The organism is Pannonibacter sp. XCT-53, from assembly GCF_009915765.1.
Taxonomy (GTDB): domain Bacteria; phylum Pseudomonadota; class Alphaproteobacteria; order Rhizobiales; family Stappiaceae; genus Pannonibacter; species Pannonibacter tanglangensis.
Genome location: NZ_JAABLQ010000001.1, coordinates 3,280,552 through 3,298,085 on the forward strand (window position 1 = coordinate 3,280,552; position 17,534 = coordinate 3,298,085).

At 69.0% G+C, this 17,534-nt stretch carries 18 protein-coding genes; 5 read left to right on the plus strand and 13 right to left on the minus strand.

The window, feature by feature from the left end:
- Positions 1-406 precede the first annotated feature (406 nt).
- Together GWI72_RS14670 and GWI72_RS14675 are read right to left on the minus strand one after the other, a co-directional pair.
- Positions 407-1,210 carry a DUF7662 domain-containing protein gene (locus GWI72_RS14670; RefSeq protein WP_161676937.1) on the minus strand — a complete coding sequence of 268 codons (804 nt, stop codon included), beginning with the start codon at positions 1,208-1,210 and terminating at the stop codon, positions 407-409.
- 136 nt (positions 1,211-1,346) lie between these two features.
- Positions 1,347-1,901: a protease inhibitor Inh/omp19 family protein gene (locus tag GWI72_RS14675; RefSeq protein ID WP_161676938.1), complete on the minus strand. Its 555-nt coding sequence runs from the start codon at positions 1,899-1,901 to the stop codon at positions 1,347-1,349.
- Positions 1,902-2,110: 209 nt separating this feature from the next.
- On the opposite strand from GWI72_RS14675, the gene GWI72_RS14680 reads away from it, so the two are divergent.
- A complete protein-coding gene (locus tag GWI72_RS14680) occupies positions 2,111-2,758 on the plus strand; it encodes a GNAT family N-acetyltransferase (RefSeq protein WP_161676939.1) in 648 nt (215 codons plus the stop codon).
- Between the two features lie 61 nt (positions 2,759-2,819).
- On the opposite strand, the gene GWI72_RS14685 is transcribed toward GWI72_RS14680, so the two are convergent.
- The gene (locus GWI72_RS14685; RefSeq protein WP_161709042.1) at positions 2,820-4,010 is read right to left on the minus strand and encodes a pyridoxal-phosphate-dependent aminotransferase family protein; all 1,191 of its coding nucleotides are present in this window, start codon (positions 4,008-4,010) and stop codon (positions 2,820-2,822) included.
- Between the two features lie 272 nt (positions 4,011-4,282).
- Between GWI72_RS14685 and GWI72_RS14690 the strand changes: the two genes are divergently transcribed.
- Positions 4,283-5,131: an N-formylglutamate amidohydrolase gene (locus tag GWI72_RS14690; protein WP_161676941.1), complete on the plus strand. Its 849-nt coding sequence runs from the start codon at positions 4,283-4,285 to the stop codon at positions 5,129-5,131.
- Positions 5,132-5,198: 67 nt separating this feature from the next.
- On the opposite strand, the gene GWI72_RS14695 is transcribed toward GWI72_RS14690, so the two are convergent.
- Together GWI72_RS14695 and GWI72_RS14700 are read right to left on the minus strand one after the other, a co-directional pair.
- Positions 5,199-6,383 (minus strand): NAD(P)/FAD-dependent oxidoreductase, encoded by a 1,185-nt coding sequence (locus GWI72_RS14695; RefSeq protein ID WP_161709043.1) that lies wholly within the window; start codon positions 6,381-6,383, stop codon positions 5,199-5,201.
- Positions 6,384-6,538: 155 nt separating this feature from the next.
- A complete protein-coding gene (locus tag GWI72_RS14700) occupies positions 6,539-7,015 on the minus strand; it encodes an Lrp/AsnC family transcriptional regulator (RefSeq protein WP_161709044.1) in 477 nt (158 codons plus the stop codon).
- Between the two features lie 119 nt (positions 7,016-7,134).
- On the opposite strand from GWI72_RS14700, the gene GWI72_RS14705 reads away from it, so the two are divergent.
- Positions 7,135-7,683: an RBBP9/YdeN family alpha/beta hydrolase gene (locus tag GWI72_RS14705; protein ID WP_161709045.1), complete on the plus strand. Its 549-nt coding sequence runs from the start codon at positions 7,135-7,137 to the stop codon at positions 7,681-7,683.
- 63 nt (positions 7,684-7,746) lie between these two features.
- On the opposite strand, the gene GWI72_RS14710 is transcribed toward GWI72_RS14705, so the two are convergent.
- The 3 genes from GWI72_RS14710 to GWI72_RS14720 all read right to left on the minus strand — a co-directional run bounded on the left by GWI72_RS14710 (position 7,747) and on the right by GWI72_RS14720 (position 10,551).
- A complete protein-coding gene (locus GWI72_RS14710) occupies positions 7,747-8,955 on the minus strand; it encodes an acyl-CoA dehydrogenase (RefSeq protein WP_179956083.1) in 1,209 nt (402 codons plus the stop codon).
- 168 nt (positions 8,956-9,123) lie between these two features.
- Entirely contained in the window at positions 9,124-9,999 is an 876-nt protein-coding gene (locus GWI72_RS14715) for a sigma-70 family RNA polymerase sigma factor (RefSeq protein WP_161709046.1), read from the minus strand.
- Between the two features lie 27 nt (positions 10,000-10,026).
- Positions 10,027-10,551 (minus strand): hypothetical protein, encoded by a 525-nt coding sequence (locus GWI72_RS14720; protein ID WP_161709047.1) that lies wholly within the window; start codon positions 10,549-10,551, stop codon positions 10,027-10,029.
- Positions 10,552-10,815: 264 nt separating this feature from the next.
- On the opposite strand from GWI72_RS14720, the gene GWI72_RS14725 reads away from it, so the two are divergent.
- Positions 10,816-11,742 carry a LysR substrate-binding domain-containing protein gene (locus tag GWI72_RS14725; RefSeq protein ID WP_161676947.1) on the plus strand — a complete coding sequence of 309 codons (927 nt, stop codon included), beginning with the start codon at positions 10,816-10,818 and terminating at the stop codon, positions 11,740-11,742.
- A 64-nt stretch (positions 11,743-11,806) separates the two neighbouring features.
- The gene (locus GWI72_RS14730; protein ID WP_209000120.1) at positions 11,807-12,895 is read left to right on the plus strand and encodes a glycosyltransferase family 61 protein; all 1,089 of its coding nucleotides are present in this window, start codon (positions 11,807-11,809) and stop codon (positions 12,893-12,895) included.
- Positions 12,896-12,901: 6 nt separating this feature from the next.
- Here the strand turns inward: GWI72_RS14730 and GWI72_RS14735 are convergent, their stop codons facing one another.
- From GWI72_RS14735 to GWI72_RS14755, 5 genes are all read right to left on the minus strand, one after another.
- The gene (locus GWI72_RS14735; RefSeq protein ID WP_161709048.1) at positions 12,902-13,654 is read right to left on the minus strand and encodes a glycosyltransferase family 32 protein; all 753 of its coding nucleotides are present in this window, start codon (positions 13,652-13,654) and stop codon (positions 12,902-12,904) included.
- Positions 13,655-13,685: 31 nt separating this feature from the next.
- Complete coding sequence (locus GWI72_RS14740) at positions 13,686-14,651, minus strand: glycosyltransferase family 2 protein (RefSeq protein WP_161709049.1); 966 nt, start codon at positions 14,649-14,651, stop codon at positions 13,686-13,688.
- Entirely contained in the window at positions 14,648-15,718 is a 1,071-nt protein-coding gene (locus GWI72_RS14745; protein ID WP_161709050.1) for a glycosyltransferase, read from the minus strand. Before GWI72_RS14745 ends, GWI72_RS14740 begins: the two co-directional genes overlap by 4 nt.
- A 144-nt stretch (positions 15,719-15,862) precedes the next feature.
- Positions 15,863-16,822 (minus strand): DMT family transporter, encoded by a 960-nt coding sequence (locus GWI72_RS14750; RefSeq protein WP_161676951.1) that lies wholly within the window; start codon positions 16,820-16,822, stop codon positions 15,863-15,865.
- 23 nt (positions 16,823-16,845) lie between these two features.
- On the minus strand, positions 16,846-17,472 hold the full coding sequence (locus GWI72_RS14755; protein WP_161676952.1) for a nitroreductase family protein: 627 nt from the start codon (positions 17,470-17,472) through the stop codon (positions 16,846-16,848).
- Positions 17,473-17,534: the final 62 nt, after the last annotated feature.

Genomic DNA, 17,534 nt, shown 5'->3' on the forward strand with positions numbered 1-17,534 from the left:
TCCGGACGGGTCCGGCGCGCGCTTGCGCGCTGGCACCCCTTTGGTTTCCGGTGCTGCGATACGGAGATTGATCCCCTGACGCAAGTCCCTTGTCCAACCGGGCCCCGCGTTTTAGCACGCGGGTGCGACCGGAGCGTAAACAGGCAACGCTGCGTGGATCAGCCATTCGGACAGGTCATCGGAGCCTGAGGGGGATGGCTGTCGCCCCCCAGACCGTCTCCCGGCCGCCCCCCAAGTCCGTCCCCCAAGGCCGTTCCCCGAGGCCGTTCCCCGAGCCGCTGACCAGAGCCTCCCCCCGGGGCAACCCACAAGGCCAGCCACAAGGTCACCCACAAGGCCACCCACCAGGCAGCCACAAGGGCCGATCCCAGGTAAGGGCTACGGGGAGCGGACTACGGAGTGCGGACTACCAGCGCAGCAGGCGGCCGCCGCGCCCCGACTGGCGTTCCTGGATGGCCAGCAGGCGGGCCACAAGCTCTCGTTCCTGCGACTTGCCGAGTTCCGCTCCCCGGCCACGACCGTCGGTGAGGATCCAGGCGTTGCCCGGGCGGACGACATCGATCTCGCAGGCCACACCGGTCTCGATGCCCAGCCGGTCGACAAGCCGGGTGCCGCCGACCGCATCAGGGACATGGTCGCCCTGATCGAGCCCCTTGAGCGAGCGTCGCAGCGCCTGATGGAACCCGGCCAGATCCCGGGCGTCGATGACGGAGGTGAAGGGGCGACCGTCGCGCAGCCGCGTGAGACGGTAGACCCCTGGTTCCGGTGCCAGCAGGGTCGAGCCGCAGACCACGTCGGCCAGGGGGCCGACGGCGCTCCACTCCGCCCGCACGGTGACGGAGACGGATTCGCGCAGGCCGGTCATCATCTGCGACAGGCGGGCAGCCTCCGCACCTCCTGCCTCGGCAGCGCGCGGCATGTCCGTTTCGGGCCGGCGCGGGGCCTGGGCAAGTGCGGTGCCGCCGATGCGCAACCGGCGAAAGACGACCAGGTCGCGCTTCAGATCCGTATGGTCAACCCGCCAGCCGGCGTCGAGCCACGCGTTCTGGTGCACGAGACTTCCGCCGGAATTGGCCCACCAGGTCCGATGTTCCCGCGCGCTCATGGGAAGGCTCGATCCGAGGATCTTCTCCAGGTCTTCGAGCTTTGCGGCCCAGACAACTTCATCGAGCCGGGCCAGATGCTCGCGCAGCGGATCATACTTCGCCATAACTCCGTGAAACTCCCCCTGGTTGCTTCCAGAGAAACGAATGCCCGCTTCGCGTGAAATTTCCGCGAAACGGGCGTGAACGTTCTTGGGGGGTGTTTCCGGCAGGGGTGTCCGGCGGGGTGTCCGGGGCGCGGGATCAGCGCGACAGCGTGACTGCGCTGCCCGCGCTGGTCTGGCCGCTGAAGCTTTCACCGGCGCCGGCGTAAAGCCGGGCGACTTCGCCGCCGGAGTTGTCCTTCAGCACGACCTGCTTGCCGCTGAGATCCCAGGCCGAGACGCTGGACAGCGTGGCGTCATTGCAGCCGCGCGTGTTGGCACGGTAGCCGCCGGTCCAGGTGGTCAGGGTCATGAACAGCATGCAATTGCTTGATCCGGATGCGATTTTCCAGCCGCCAAGCATGTCGTTGCGTCCGATTTCGCGCGCCGTTGCCGGTGCCGGTGCCGCCGGAAGTGCCGCCACCTGCTGCCCGGGAGCCGGGGTTGCGGCGGGCAGGCCCGGCTGCGGTGCCATCGGTTCGGCGCTCACCGCGCCCGGAGCCGGGACCGTCAGCGGTGTGAGCTGGCCACCCGACACCGGCGTGGTCGGGGTCGCCGGCAGCGGGGGCGCGGAATATTGTCCGCCGCCGAAGCGCTGACAGCCGGCGACACCGGTCAGGCAAAGCACCACTGCGATCGTTGCTACACGTTTCATGTCGAATCAGTCCTTCCTGCCCCACAGGTTGGGTGCAGTCTATCGTCACAGCCGTAAAATTTCTTCCTCGCTGCACCGTGAATTCACGATGTTTGCGCAAGCCGGTTGATCCTGCCCGGCGTCCGCGTCATATTTGGGGCAAGTCTTAGGGAGACCCAAGGGCGGCGTGTCGCTTCGATCACGATGTTTGATCAAGAGGGCACGGTTCGATGCCGCACCTGCATAACAACGTTGTACCCACCGGCCGCATTCGCCTTCTGGGCAGCGCCGACAAGCACCTGTTCCGCTCGCATCTGCTGCGTCTCGACCCCGAGACGAAGCGGAGCCGTTTTGCCATGCTCGTCAGCGACAGCTTTCTCGAGGCCTATGTCGAGACCTCCTTTTCGCTCGACACGGTGATCTACGGCTATTTCGAGGATGATGTGCTCAGGGCCACTGCCGAGCTGCGGCGCGTGGCGGATGACGTGTCGGCCGAGGCGGCGTTCTGCGTCGAGGTCGACTGGCGCGGCCAGGGGCTCGGCAGCGCGCTGATGGAGCTCGTGCTCATCGCCGCGCGCGCCCAGGGCTACCGGCACATCTACATGAACTGCCTTGCGACCAACCGGTCGATGCAGGCGCTTGCCCGCAAGTTCTCCGCCGATCTCAGCTTCGAGCACGGCGACGTGGTCGCGCATCTTGCCCCGGCGCCGGTCGCCGCGGCGGATGTGGCCCACGCCCCCGGCATTGCGGCGTCCGGTGGCAGTTCCGGTGGTCTCATCGGGCGTCTGCGCGAGCTTCTGGCCAGAACGGGCCTGCCCGGGACGGCGCGGCCGGCGGGTGCGGCGGAGCACCCGGGCCAGGCGGCCGCCAACCGCTGACCCCTGCGGCGCCCGGCTCACGGCTCGCCGCGCCCCGTGCAGCCCCGACCCTGCGCCCCGGTCAGGCCGATGCAGCGAGGTCCGCCGTCAGGCACGCAAGCGCTGCATCCACCGCACCGGTTCCATGCGGAATGCCGAGATGGCGCAGGCCCAGATCCAGCGCCGACAGGGTGCCGAGCAGCATGGCCGCATTGACATGACCCATGTGGCCGATGCGGATGCCCCGGCCGGCGATCTCGCCGATGGTGCCCCCGACCGTGACGCCGCAGACATCCTTGACGAAGGCCCTGAGCGGTGCCGGATCGACCCCGTTGAACAGGATGACGGTGACGCTGTCCGAGCGGGCTTCCGGCACGGTGATGTTGAGGTCCATCGTGCCCGCCCGGCCCCAGACCTCGACGGCGGCGCGGGTGGCGCGCGCGAGCAGCCGGTGACGCCGCCACACGGCCTCCAGCCCCTCCTCCTCGATCAGCTCGACGGCCCGGTTGAAGGCGAAGAGCATGTGCTCCGGCGGGGTGCCGCAGTATTTCATGTAATGCTCCGGCCCGTCGCGGAAGGTCCAGTCCATGTAACTGTTGCGCAGGCCGGCGGTCTTGTGCGCCGCCAGCGCGCGCGGCCCGGCGGCAATGAAGGCAAGGCCGGGAGGCGCCATCAGCCCCTTCTGCGACCCCGTCAGCGCCAGATCGACGCCCCAGGCATCCATCTCGAAGGGAACGCAGCCGAGCGAGGCAATGCAGTCGACCATGAACAGCGCCGGGTGTCCGGCCGCATCGATCGCGGCGCGGATCGCCCTGATGTCGTTCAGCACGCCGGAGGCCGTGTCGATCTGGACCACCAGCACCGCCTTGATGGCATGGGACGTGTCGGCCGTCAGTCGCGCCGCGACGGCTGCCGGGTCGACGGGCCGGCGCCAGTTGCCCGGCAGCACCTCGACCTCGATGCCGCTCATGGCGGCCGCCTCGCCCCAGCCGAGCGCAAACCGGCCTGATTCCAGCACCAGCACCTTGTCACCGCGCGACAGCGTGTTGGACAGCGCCGCATCCCAGGCGCCATGGCCGTTGGAAATGTAGATGTAGGGCTTGCCCTCGGTGCGGAACAGGCGCTTCAGCCCGGCAAGGCAGGCATCGGTGGTGCGCAGCAGCGGTCCCTCGTAAATGTCGACGGCAGGACGGTGCATGGCGCGCAGCACCTCGTCGGGCACATTCGTCGGCCCGGGAATCATGAGGAATTCTTTGCCGTTGCGGAGGGTCATGTCGAAGGATCCTGAGGGCCGGGGCCAAGAGGCGGGTGGCTCGATATAGCCACGTCGGCCTTGCCACGGCAACGGGCCGCGCCGGCACGAAAGCGTCCTGATCCTGCCGTTTCCTGGGGATTGACGCAGCCGGCCGGTGGTGCGGGGCGGGCACGTGACCGCAATGTCGCCCGACGTGAAACGATTCGCGGGGAGATCCTGCAACGCTGCCTTGTGCGCGGAGCAGACCTCGCAGACACTGCCGTTTCGTAATCCTTTGGGTTCCTGCCGAAATGATTGTGGTTGAAGAGCGCACCGCGCCGCTGCTTGTCATGTTGCCCCACTCCGGCCAGCGCATTCCGCGCGAGCTCGAGCGACGCATGACGGCAACCGGCCGCCTTCAGACGGACATTTCCTGGCACCTCGAGCAGGTGATCGACTTTGCCGGCGATCTCGGCCTGAGCATCGTGCGCACCCCGTTCTCGCGACTGGTGATCGACGTCGACCGCGACCCCGTGCGCGAAGCGGACGGCCAGCCCGGCGATCCGGCCGTGGCCCTGTGTCCGCTGACCACCATGGACGGCAAGCGGCTCTACCAGGCGGAGGAAGATCCCGGTCCGGTGGAGATCGACGAGCGCCGCCGCCTGTTTCACGAACCCTTCCATGTGGCGCTTGCCGCGCAGGTCGAACGGCTCAAGGCCGCGAACCGGCGCGTCGTGATCCTCAACATCCAGTCGCTGCGCTCGCGCATCAAGGGGCGCTATCCGGGCGAGCTGCCGCTGGTCAACATCGGCACCTGCCACGGCCGCAGCTGCCACGAGGACGTCACCGCGATCCTGGCCAGCCTCGAGAAGGACTTCCCGGGCGGCGGCTTTTCCGAGAATGACATCACCACCGGTGGTTTCGTGGCGCAGATGCTGGGCCAGCCGCGCGACGGCATCCATGTCATCACCCTGGTGCTGGCGCAGCGCGCCTACATCCGGCACGAGACACCGCCCTTCGAGATGGACAAGGAACGCCTCAAGCAGACCCGTGCCGCACTCCGCCGCGTTGCCGTCGCGCTGATCGACTGGGCAAACGGCACCCAGAAGGCCCCGCCGCGCACCCTGCTCGATCCGCTGCCGGACTTCCTGTCGGCCTGATCAGGCCAGATCGCGCCAGATCGCGCCAGAACGGGCCAGATCGGGTCACCACGGGCAGCCCTGCGCGTCAGACCACGTTGCGCTCGATCAGCGGCTTGCCTTGTGCCAGGCGCTCGAGCCCCAGAGGCGCAAGGTCCAGCGTCTCGTAGCTGCCCGTGGCGATCAGCTCCGCCAGCCCCCGGCCGACGGCGGGCGACTGCTGCAACCCGTGCCCGGAGAAGCCCAGCGCGATATAGAGCCCCGGACGGCCCGGCACGCGGCCGACGAAGGCATTGTGATCGAACAGGTTCATGTCGTAGTGCCCGGCCCAGGCCGCGCCGGGGCGGATCGCCTCGAAGGCCGGCACCCGGTTGGCCAGGCTCGGCCACAGGCGCTCGTCGAAGAAGGCGTGATCAACCTCGAAGTCGTCCGCCGCCACGTCCGGATCGTCATCCGGGCCGGCGCCGCAGATGAAGCCCTCGCCCTCCGGCCGCACATAGGTGCCATCCGGGTCGATCAGCAGCGGCACGCCGGTGACTTTCTCCCGGCAGGTGAAGGGGAAGACGAACCGCTTGCGGCGGTGGATCGGCAGCTCCAGCCCGGCCAGCCGGCAGATCTCCGCGCCGCCCGACGCACCGGCCGCATTGAGCACCGCCCCCGCCTCGATCACGTCGCCCGTGTCGAGCCGCACCCGCCAGGCCGCCTCGCCCTGGTCCAGGCCGATCACCCGTGCGGCGACATACTCGACGCCAAGCGCCCGGGCGCGGGCCCGGAAGGCCTGCATCAGGCCGTAGCCGTCGAACCAGCCTTCCCCGGTCGTGCCGTGACAGCCGGCGGCAATGCCTTCGGTGTTGAGGAAGGGAAAGCGCCGCGCCAGCGCCTCGGGCTCGTAAAAGGCAATGTCGGCCCCGAGCTGGCGTTGCAGCGCGTGGTTCTCGTCCAGGATCGGGCGTGTTTCCGGCGTTGCCAGGAACAGATAGCCGCCCTCCTTCAGCCCGATGTCGGGCGCCTGCCCGCCCCCCGGGGCAGCAAGCCGCAGGCCGATGTCGCGCAGGAACGCGATGCCGAAGAGCGAGATCTCGATGTTGATCGCACTGGAAAACTGCTGCCGGATCGAGGCCGCCGAGCGGGCCGAGGCGCAGAAGGTGTAGGCCGGGTCGGCCTCGACCACGACGATCCGGCCGGAAAAATCGCTCCGGCCGGCAAGCTGGGCGGCCACCGACGAGCCGATCGCGGCGCCGCCGATGATGAGAAGGTCAACTGCAGGTGTCATGGGCGATGGTATCCCTCGGGCGGGGCAGGCGAACATGGACAGGTGGGCAAGGAATACGGCGACGGCGCCGCGGGGACAATGGGCCGCGCGGCTCGGGGCAGGCTGCAGGGGTGGCTGCAAGGGAGGGCTGCAAAGGGGGGTGGCTCAGCGCTGCGTCAGCCGCGTCGGAGCAATGCGCGGGAAACCGGCTTCACCGGTTCGCTGCGCAGGACCAGCGACGTGGTGACGGGACCGAACCGACCGATGTCGTCGACGAGCGTTTCCAGCGCGGACGGTGTCGGTACGAGCACCTTGAGCAGGAAGCAGTCCTCCCCGGTGAGCCGGAGCACCTCCAGCACCTGGGGCAGCTGCTGGAACCGGCTCAGGCATTCGGCGATCCGGTCGTGGGTCGTCCGCAGCCGCACCACCGCCATCATGTCGAGCCCGAGCGCAGCAGGATTGACCCTTGCAGCATAGCCGCTGATCACGCCGCGATCTTCCAGACGCTTCATGCGTTCGGATGTCGCCGGCTGCGACAGGCCGACCCGGCGGCCCAGTTCCGACACGGAAATGCGGGCATCGACCTGCAGGATGTCGAGAATGGCCAGATCGGTCGGATCGAGCGGCTGGCGATCATTTGCAGGCTGGCCCATCACTTGCCCCGGAAATCATCGGAAAACGGCTTGCTTTTCCGATGCTTGCGCATTCAGCCGGGGAAGGGAAGCTGAAAAACTGGTCAGCGTCGCAAACAGGAGACGCGCAGGAAATGCCCATGACCCGCTTCATCTCGCTTCCCGGAATCGGAGGATCCGGACCTGATCACTGGCAGACCCACTGGGAGCAGCAGGACAGCCGCATCACCCGCTTCGTGCCGACCCACTGGGACACGCCCGACCTGGACGACTGGTGCGCGGCCCTGGAGCGGGCCGTGATGGCGGACGCCGAACCGCCCGTCCTTGTGGCGCACAGCCTCGCCTGCCTTCTGGTCGCGCATTGGGCTGCCCGCTCGCGGCGGCCCGTGCGAGCGGCGCTGCTGGTGTCGGTGCCCGATCCCGCTGCCGCCTGCTTCCCGGTGGAAGCGCGGTCCTTTGCCGGCGCGCCGGACGCCCGGCTGCCCTTTCCGGCGGTGATGGTCGCCAGCAGCAATGACCCCTTCGCCACGCTGGACTATGCCCGCGCGCGGTCGGCGGCCTGGGGGGCCCGGCTCGTCGAGGCCGGGGCGCTCGGCCACATCAATGGCAAGAGCGGGCTCGGGGCCTGGCCGGAGGGCCATGCCCTGCTGATGCAGATCGCGGCAAGGGGCGTCGCCGCTCCTGCGTGATCGCACCTGCGCTCGTCGGGGCGGCGCCGTGTCCGGCGCAGCCCCGACGAGAAGTCATGATGCTCAGAAGAACGCCTGCAGGCCCGTCTGGGCGCGGCCCAGGATCAGGGCATGGACGTCATGCGTGCCTTCGTAGGTGTTCACGGTCTCCAGGTTCTGGGCGTGACGCATCACGTGGTATTCTTCCTGGATGCCGTTGCCGCCGTGCATGTCGCGCGCCTGGCGGGCGACGTCGAGGGCCTTGCCGCAGTTGTTGCGCTTGACCAGCGAGATCATCTCCGGCGCCACCTTGCCTTCGTCGAACAGACGGCCGACGCGCAGCGAGCCCTGCAGGCCCAGCGCGATTTCCGTCTGCATGTCGGCGAGCTTCTTCTGGAACAGCTGCGTCTGGGCCAGCGGGCGACCGAACTGCTTGCGGTCCAGGCCATACTGGCGGGCCCGGTGCCAGCAATCCTCGGCCGCACCCATGGCCCCCCAGGAAATGCCGTAGCGGGCACGGTTGAGGCAGCCGAACGGACCCTTCAGGCCCGAGACATGCGGCAGCAGCGCGTCTTCGGACACTTCCACGCCGTCCATGACGATCTCGCCGGTGATCGAGGCGCGCAGGGACAGCTTGCCGCCGATCTTCGGCGCGCTCAGGCCCTTCATGCCCTTCTCCAGCACGAAGCCGCGAATGGCATTGTCATGCGCCTCGGACTTGGCCCAGACGACGAAGACATCGGCGATCGGCGAGTTGGAGATCCACATCTTGGATCCCTTGAGGCGGTAGCCGCCGTCGATCTTCTCGGCGCGGGTGCGCATGCCGGCCGGGTCGGAGCCCGCGTCCGGCTCGGTCAGGCCGAAGCAGCCGACATATTCGCCGGAGGCGAGCTTCGGCAGGTACTTCTTGCGCTGTTCTTCCGTGCCATAGGCATAGATCGGATACATCACCAGCGAGGACTGCACCGAGTTCATCGAGCGGTAGCCGCTGTCGACGCGCTCGATCTCGCGCGCCACCAGACCGTAAGCGACGTAGGAGGCATTGGCGCAGCCATAGTCTTCCGGCAGGGTCACGCCGAGCAGGCCCAGTTCGCCCATCTCGTTGAAGATCTCGCGGTCGGTCTTCTCATGCGCATAGGCTTCGAGCACGCGCGGCAGCAGCTTGTCCTGCGCATAGGCCCGGGCGGTTTCCATGATCAGGATCTCGTCCTCGGTCAGCTGCTCGCGCAGCAGGAACGGATCGTCCCAGGCAAAGGTACCGCCACCGGTGGGATCAGACTTCAGGGCCGCCATGTCACTTCCTCCTCGTCGTCGGGCGGGATCACGCCCGCCGCGCTGCGTCTCGACCGGACCTGCGGCATGCCGCAAGGCGTCCGGGGTTGGCGAGGACCATGACAGAGAGGGGGACCACGCTAAAGGGACAGTTTCTCCCGTTATCATTCCAGACGGGAATGAACTTGATTACCCTTGAGGCGACAGGGCTGTCAGCTTGTCGGGATTGCGCTGGATGTAGATGCCGCAGAGCTGGCCGTCCGGTGTCAGATCGAGGAACACCAGGCTGTCCGGCGCGCCCGGCTCTGCAAACTGCAAGGCTGTGCCGCCGTTCGCCCGGCGCGACACGATGGCCGTCCCCGGCGCCAGTTGCCCGAGCACGCCGGCCAGAAAGCCGGACACCTCGGCCGGCCCGCTGAGCACGCGCCGGGCCGCGGCAACCTTGGCGCCGCCGTCCGACACCAGCTCCACATCATCCGCCAGAACTGCGGCAAGTGCGGCCGTGTCGCCACTGCGCACGCAGGTCTCGATCAGCGCGGTCAGCCGCGCGATGTCCTCGGGCCGGGCCGGAAAGCGCGGCCGGTCGGCCTGCAGCTGTCCCCTGGCCCGTGAGGCCAGCTTGCGGCAGGTGACGCTGCTGCGGCCCAGCGTCTGGCCGATCTCCTCGAACGACAGACCGAACAGGTCATGCAGCAGAAAGGCGGCCCGTTCCAGCGGGCTGAGCCGGTCCAGCACCCGCATCACCGCCATCGACAGGTCAACCTCCGCCTCGTCCGTCGCCGGGAGATCGGAGCCGTCGTCCAGCCAGGGCTCCGGCAACCAGCAGCCGGTGTAGGCCGCCCGCTGGCGCTTTTGCCGGCGCAAGAGGTCGATGGCCCGGGTCGTGACCACCCGGGCCAGCCAGGCTTCCGGCCGGTCGGGCGGATCGGACAGCGCCAGTCCGGCCAGCCAGGCGTCCTGCACCACGTCTTCGGCATCCGCCCGGCTGCCCAGCAGGCGATAGGCAAGACGCATGAGCCGCGGCCGCGCCTGCGTCACCTCCTGCCGCTCCAGCCAGACCGTCATGCGTTCCTGCTCCCGTACCGGTGCGGCCTAGGCCCCGGCCTTGCGTTTGTGCGCAAAAGGACCGGCGCCACACTGGAGCGCATGGCCGGTCCCGCGCTTGATCACCGTGTAAACCTGCTCCGAGGCAATCGCCGCCGCAAGCCCGATCCGGCCGCGCCGGCCAAACCGGTCCAGCACCCGGTCCCCCAGGTCCAGCTGATCCGGGCTGTCCTGCAGCACCGCTCGGGCAAAGGCCGCCGCCAGCCAGAGATCCGGCTCGACCACATCACCGGCTTGCCCGTCCAGCAGCGGCAATAGCCGGTGACGCGCGACGCCGGCCTCTTCGGCCAGTTTCAGTACCAGCCCGGCGCAGTCGCCACAGCCGCCCGCGTCGGCCGTGACGAGGCGCGCCGCAAAATAGGCGTACGCCGGCAGCCCGAAGCGGTGATCAAGAAACGGCATCGCCAGCCCAAGTTTCAAGCCACCGGTCAGATCCTGCGCGACGAGGTCTTCCAGAAAGGTCGTGTCATAGGCATAGCGGCGGCCAAAGCGGCGTGTCTGCGCCGTCAGCAAGGATGTCAGCATGGGGTCTCCGGCGAGAGCTTGAGGGAAGCAATGCGCAGGCAGAGATCGCCTGCACGTCCATGACGCTCGACCCCGCAAAACGTGACATGCCCGATCTGCCGGTAGGGTGATGCTGCCGTCGCCACACGGTCCACCTCTTGAGGCCTTCCCGACAGGGTTCAACTTTCATTCCAATTTCTCATCACCCTGCGCTAGTCTGATCGGAACCTGCAGGTCTTTCCTGCGCAAGCTCCGCCGATCCGGAATGATCTCATGCTCAAGCGCGCCTTTCTTCCTCCCGCCGATGCCCTCGTCGCCTTCGAGGCGGCAGCCCGGCACGAGAGCTTCACGCGGGCAGCGGAGGAGCTGCACCTGACGCAGGGCGCGGTCTCCAAGCAGATCCGCCATCTGGAGCAGCGACTTGGCGTTGCCCTGTTCTCCCGGGTGCGGCAGCGCGTGCTCCTGACCGATGCCGGCCGGCTCTACCTGCACGAGGTGCGCGGGGCGCTTGACCATCTGCACGACGCCACCCGGCAGGTGATGTCCTTTGCCGGCAGTCAGGACGTGCTCAATCTGGCGGTCCTGCCCACCTTCGGCACCCGCTGGCTGGCCCCGCGCCTTGCCGATTTCCTGCGCCAGACCCCGCAGGCCGCGCTCAACATCTCCATCCGCCTCAGGCCCTTCGACTTCGAGCTGGAGCCGTTCGACGGCGCGATCCACCATGGTGACCCGATCTGGGCCGGCGGCATCGTCGAGCCGCTGTTTCCCGAAGAGACCATCGTCGTCTGCTCGCGCCCGTTCCGCGACCGGCATCTTCTGGCAGGGCCTGCCGACCTGCTGCGGGTGCCGCGCCTGCAGCTCGCCACCCGGCCGATGGCCTGGCGCGACTGGTTCGAGGCCAAGGGGCTTGTGACCGACACCGCCTTCCAGGGCCCGCGTTTCGAGCAGTTCGGCATGATCGCCGAGGCCGCCGCGCATCATCTGGGCGTTGCCATCATGCCGGTGTTCTTCGTCGAGGACGAGCTGGCCTCCGGCCGGCTGGTGAAGCTCTTCGACGGCACGGTCGAGGAACGCTCCGCCTATCATTTCGTCTATCCGGAGAACCGTGCCTTGCGTCCCGTGGTCTCCGCCTTCCGCCGCTGGCTGACGGCCGAGGCGCGCTCGGCGCGGCTCAGCCGGGAAAGCCTGCTGCCGGGCTGATGCGTGCTTTTCACGGGCGACTGCAGCGCGTATTGAAGGCGGACGCAATTCAGGGGCGCATGCCGTGACCTATCCCTTCCGCGACCGGTTCCACGCAGCCCGCAAGGCTCTGATCCACCGTCTGGAACATCTCTGGCCGTCCTTGCCGCTGGACGCGGTGAGCGACGCGGTCACGCCCGGTCTTGTCCAGCGCGTGACGCCGAAGCCGGTGCCGACGACGCCGATGCCGGCCCAGGCGCTCGACTGGCTCGCCGTCCACGGCGGCCGCACCGAGCAGCAGGGCGTCCTGCGCCTGACCCGTCCCGTGACCGTCGATCCGAAGATGGGCCTGCTTTTCGCCGGGGGCCGCATCGTCTGGGGCAGCAGCGACACGCCGGAGCGCGAGCGGGGCCCGGATTTCATCGGGCATCTCCTGTCGCCGCAGCGCCGCCTGCCGGCCGCGATCCTGCTGCACCACGTGCATGGCGACAACTACTTCCATTTCTTCTTCTTCGTGCTGAGCAAGGTTGTTGTCGCCGAGGCGGCAGGGCTCGATCCCTCGATCCCGTTCCTTGTCGACGCCCGCACGGCCTCGACGCCCTGGTTCCAGCAGGCGCAAGCGCTCGGGGTCTTCGGCAGCCGTCCCCTGATCGTGCAGGAGCGCGGCGAGGTGATCGCCGTCGAGACCGCCCATGTGGTGCGCGACTTCTTCCTGACCCGGCCGCTGATGGAGGCGATTGCCGCAAGGTTCGGCGTCAGCGCCGATGCAACGGGAGAGCCGCTGTTTCTGGAGCGCCGGGCAAGCGCCGCCAATGGCCGCCGCTTCCGCAACCAGGACGAGGTCACCGCGCTCGCCCGGCGCAAGGGCTTTCGCGTCGTTGATCCGGGCACGCTGCCGCTGCACGCGCAGGCCGCCCTGTTTGCCGCAGCGCCGGCGGTGGCTGGCGCGCATGGGGCGGGGCTGACCAATCTTCTCTTCCGGCAGGGGCCGTGCCGCGTGCTGGAGCTGTTCAGCCCCGGCATGGGCTCGCCGCATTACTTCATGCTGGCGCGCGAAAAGGGCTTTGCCTACGAAAGCCAGCTCACCTTCAATCCGGAAGGCCGGGCCTTCACGGCGGACACGGATGTCAACATCGAGGCCCTGTCCGGGGGTCTTGACCGCCTGCTGGCCTGACGCGCCTCAGAGATAGTCCTTGAAGCTCGGCGGCGGCAGCTCGCGCAGGATGCGGTCGCGGTGGCGGTAGGCGAGCGGATGCAGCACGTCGGCGCAGATGAAGGACCAGGGCAGCGGATAGGCCGTGGTCACATCCGGCCCCTGGCTGTCATTGGCCTGGCGCGGTGTCGAGGCCGGGTTGCGGGCAAGATCCGCCGCCGCCAGGTCGAGCCGCGCAGTGACCGTATCCAGCCAGGCCTGCGTGAACGCCGTGCCCGGCTTGAAGATATAGGCACACATGCCGATCAGCCGCTTGTAGTTCAGCCGCAGATAACGGTAGCGCATCAGGTTGGCGAGCGAGCCGGCCCGCCGCGTGCCGATGTAGAGATCCCCGCCCAGCCGGTGCCGGTGGATATGCGCCACGCCCTTGGGCGAGCCCTCGCGGTAGCCGATGCCGAAAGCGTCGCTGGCCTCCAGCCGGTCAAACGCCGGCAGCCAGCTCTCGCGCGTGAACTTGATGTCGGCATAGCCGCCGCCATGGTGGTGCATGAAATAGGGGCGCAGGTAGTCGGAGCGATGCACGGCGCTGAGGCGATCGTAGGCCGGGTGCAGCGGCGCGCCCGGCACCAGCCAGTCGGACAGCGTGTCCGGGGTCACGAGGATCACCTGCGCGCCGGTCGCCGACAGGCTCGCCAGGCAGCGCGCCCGGTCCTCCGACATCGGGTTGCTGCCCGTCCAGAAGGCAAAGACCCGTCGCTCCAGTGTCCGCTCATCCGCCATGATCCGCTCCGGTGCTGCCGGGACCCATCGTTCATCGCCCGTCGATGGTGCCATAATAGTCCGGCCGGTGGCCGAAGACGCCCTGCAGGTTGCCCGAGGCCCGGGCCAGCCGCAGCCGCGCCTTGTAGTAGCGGTGCTCGGCGCGCCGGCTTCCGGCCAGCTGCTGCAGCCGCGCCAGGGTGAGGAGCACGGCCCCGCCCACCAGCCGCCGCAGGCCCTTGACCAGATACTTCACGGCGGCGCGGGCGTATCCGGTCTTCAGGATATCGGCCTGCACATGCGCCTCGGCGCTGGCGCGCACCAGCGCGATCAGCCGCTCCGGCGCCACCCGGCTCGCCGGCACATCCTCGGTCACCACGGCCCGCGGCGCCCAGACGATGCGGTGCCCCTTGGCATGGGCCCGCTCGAAGAAATCGAGGTCCTCATAGCCGTTGAGGAACACCGGGTTGTAGCTGAGGCCGCTGCCGTCCGGCCGGATCAGCCGCGCCGAGAAGGCGACATTGTTGGTCGACGCGCGCGGCAGGATGGTGCCCTCCGGGTCCGGGCGCATCACTTCCGGCGGCCACCAGTCCGGCGCGGGCCGCTCGAAGCGCTTCCTCACCCAGCCATAGGTCACCTCGGCCGCATGCGCCTGCGCCGTCGCCAGATGCATCGCCAGCCAGTCCGGCTCGGCCACCTCGTCATCGTCGATCAGCGCGATCCAGTCATAGCCATGCGCCAGGGCCTCGGTCAGCGAGCGGTTGCGGGCAAAGGGGATGCCGCGCCGCGTCTCAAGCGCGTAATGCACCGGCAGCAACGAGCTGCGCGCCACCTCGTCCACCACGCTGCGGCTCGCCGGTTCGCTGTCATTCTCGATGACGCAGATCTCGGCGCCGACATCCGCCGGCAGCACCTGCCGGGCGAGCGAGGCGAGGCAGGCGCGCAGCATGTCCGGCCGCCGCGCCGTGCAGACGAGCATGCCGACCCGCAGGCGGGGTGTCGCGCCGGTTGCTGTCATCTCGGCGCGCCCTTTGCGGCCATCCGTTGCAAGAGATCGTCATAGCGCCGGGCCACCACGGCCAGATCGAGCTGCCCGGCCGCATGGGCCCGCGCCGCCTCGCCCCTGGCGCGGCACAGGATGGCATCGCCGACAAGCGGGGCAAGCGCGGCGCGCACGCTGTCCGGCGTGATCGTGTCGAGAAGGGTTGCCGCGGCCCCGGCTGCTTCCGGCGTCCCGCCGCCGTTGCCGGCAATGACCGCGCAGCCGCAGGACATGGCCTCCACCACCGCCCGCGGGAAGCCCTCCCGCACGATGGACGGCAGCGCGGCAATGGCGGAGCGGGCCAGCTCGGCACGCACCGCGTCGATGGTCAGGCTGCGGTGCACCTCGATGTCGGTGCGCCCGCCCGCGCGCGCCTCGATCGAGCGGGCAAAGGCGGCCTCGTCTTCGGTCTGCACCGACATGACCAGCGACAGGGTCCAGCCCGGGGCGTCCAGGCCGAGGAAGGCGTCCAGCAGCTCGCCAATGCCCTTGTCGGCACGGGCGCGGCCCACATAGGTGATCCGCTGGTCCTTTGCGCCCGGCAGCCAGAGGCCCGTGTCGACACCGTTGGGGATCACCTCGCTGCGGTCCGCGACGCCCGGAAAGTCCTCCAGGAAGGTCCGCCGGATGAAGTCGCTGACGAAGATCACCCGCCGGACGCGGGTGAGCTGACGGCTGCGGCGCCAGCGGGACAGGAAGGTCTTCTGCCGCTTCAGCAGCCCGTGGCGATGCAGGACAACCGGCACATGCGGCAGGGCCCGGGCGATGGCCGCGGCGCTTTCGGGGTGCTGGTGCACCACGATCACGTCGGGCTCGGCCACCTTCAGCCGGTCGATGCACCCGGCCACCATGCTGCGCTGGGACGAGGCCACCACGGAGCGGAACGGCACGTCGGGAAAGGGATTGTCCACGGCCGCGCCGATGACGGTCGTCGTCTCGCGGTGGCGGCTGGCCAGGATGAGGTCACGCGCCACCAGATCGATGGACGTGGCCCCTTCCGGCGAGAAGCGCATGCCGCGCGGCAGGACAATGGAAACGCGCACCGCGTGGGCTCCGTGTGGTTCCGGGTTTCTCCCTGACTACCGCCCGGCAGGCCGGGCTGCAAGCACTACCCTCCGCCCTTGCAACCATCTGGCAACCATCTGGCAGCCATCTGGCCGCCACCCGGCCACCATCCGGGCCGCTGCTCAGGCCGATCCCTGCGGTCGCAGGTCGCCACCGTGCACAGGGCTTGCCGCCGCTGCGTCATCGGGGGTTGCGGCCGTTGCGGCGGCCGCCGCGTCGGCCTGGCGCGTGCGTTCGGCCGCCATGCCCGCCCATTGCCCGGCCAGCACGCTGACCAGCACGAGGCCCATGCCCACCAGCTGCCAGAAGCTCAGGCCCTGATCCAGCCACACCCAGCCCAGCACCACGGCCATCGCCGGCGACAGCAGCGCGATCGGCGCCACGGCCGTCGGGCCCATCAGCGCGATGCCGCGGAACCAGAGCAGATAGGTGAGCCCCGCGCCGATGAAGCTGAAATAGGCGAAGGCCACCCAGTTGGTCAGCGTCAGCGGCGGCAGCGCCGGCTCGCTCAGCAGGGCCAGCGGGACAAGCAGCAGGCCGCCGGCCGTCAGCTGCCAGGCCGTGAAGGTGACGGCCGAGACATCCGGCTTCCAGTAGCGGGTCAGCACGGTGCCGAAGGCCATCGACACGGCGCCGCCCAGCGCGGCGAGGATGCCGGGGCCGTCGAGGGCCGCTTCCGGCCGCAAGGTGAGCAGGCCGACGCCGAACAGCCCGGTCATCGCGGCCACGGCTGCCACGGCGGTCAGCGGCGTGCCGATCAGCAGGCGCGAGAGCGCGAGCACGATCAGGGGCTGCACGGCCCCGACCGTTGCCGCCACACCCCCGGGCAGGCGATAGGCGCCGATGTTCATCAGCGTCCAGAACAGCGTGAAATTGAGCGCGCCCAGCACCGTGACGCGCCAGATCCACTTGCCGCGCGGCAGCTGGCGCACGATCAGCAGCAGCAGCAGGGCCGCCGGCAGGGCCCGCCACATGGCAAGCGTCATCGGCCGGTCCGGCGGCAGGAATTCGGTGATCACGATGTAGCTGCTGCCCCAGATCAGCGGGGCAACAGCGGTGGCAAGCAGGGAAAGCCTCAACATGGGCGGGGTCCGTTCGGCAAGGATCAGAGGAGTGTTGCGACGGACGCTGGGGCGAGACGCGGCTTCTGTGGCCAGTTGCCCGCGGCGGTGCGGCCCACGGCGACGAGCATCACCGGGACTTCATCCTGCGCCAGGCCGAAGGCCTGCGCCACTGCGTCCGCATCAAACCCAACCATCGGGCAGGCGCCCAGTCCGTGCGCCTGTGCGGCGATCATCAGGAAAGCACCGGCGAGGCTCGCGGACCGGATGGCCTCGTCGCGGGACAGCCGAAGGTTGTCCCCGTAGAATGCGTCGGCGGCCGATGCCAGATCGGCGGCCAGCGCTGCCGGCATATATCCGGCCTCGACACTGGGTGCAAGCAAGGGTGGCAGGCTGCCCTGCCGCGGGTGCAGACCGCAGAGGATGAAGGTGACGGCAGCCTCGCTGACCTTGGCCTGTCCTGCCGCAAGGGCCTGCAGGCGCGCCTTCTCCTGCGGCGACCGCACTGCAAGGAAGCGCCAGTTCTGCAGGTTGAACGCCGTCGGTGCCCGCGTGGCAAGCTCGACCAGGCGCAGGATCGCGGCATCCTCCAGCGCACTGTCCGGCTGGAAGAAGTTTGTGGAGGAACGGGTCTCGATGGCGTCGACAAGGGCCGGGATCTGGATCTGCATGGCTGGCTCCGGGCGTCAGGAAGAAGGGGGCGGTGGGGCCCCCGCGTCGGCGGAGGTCCGAA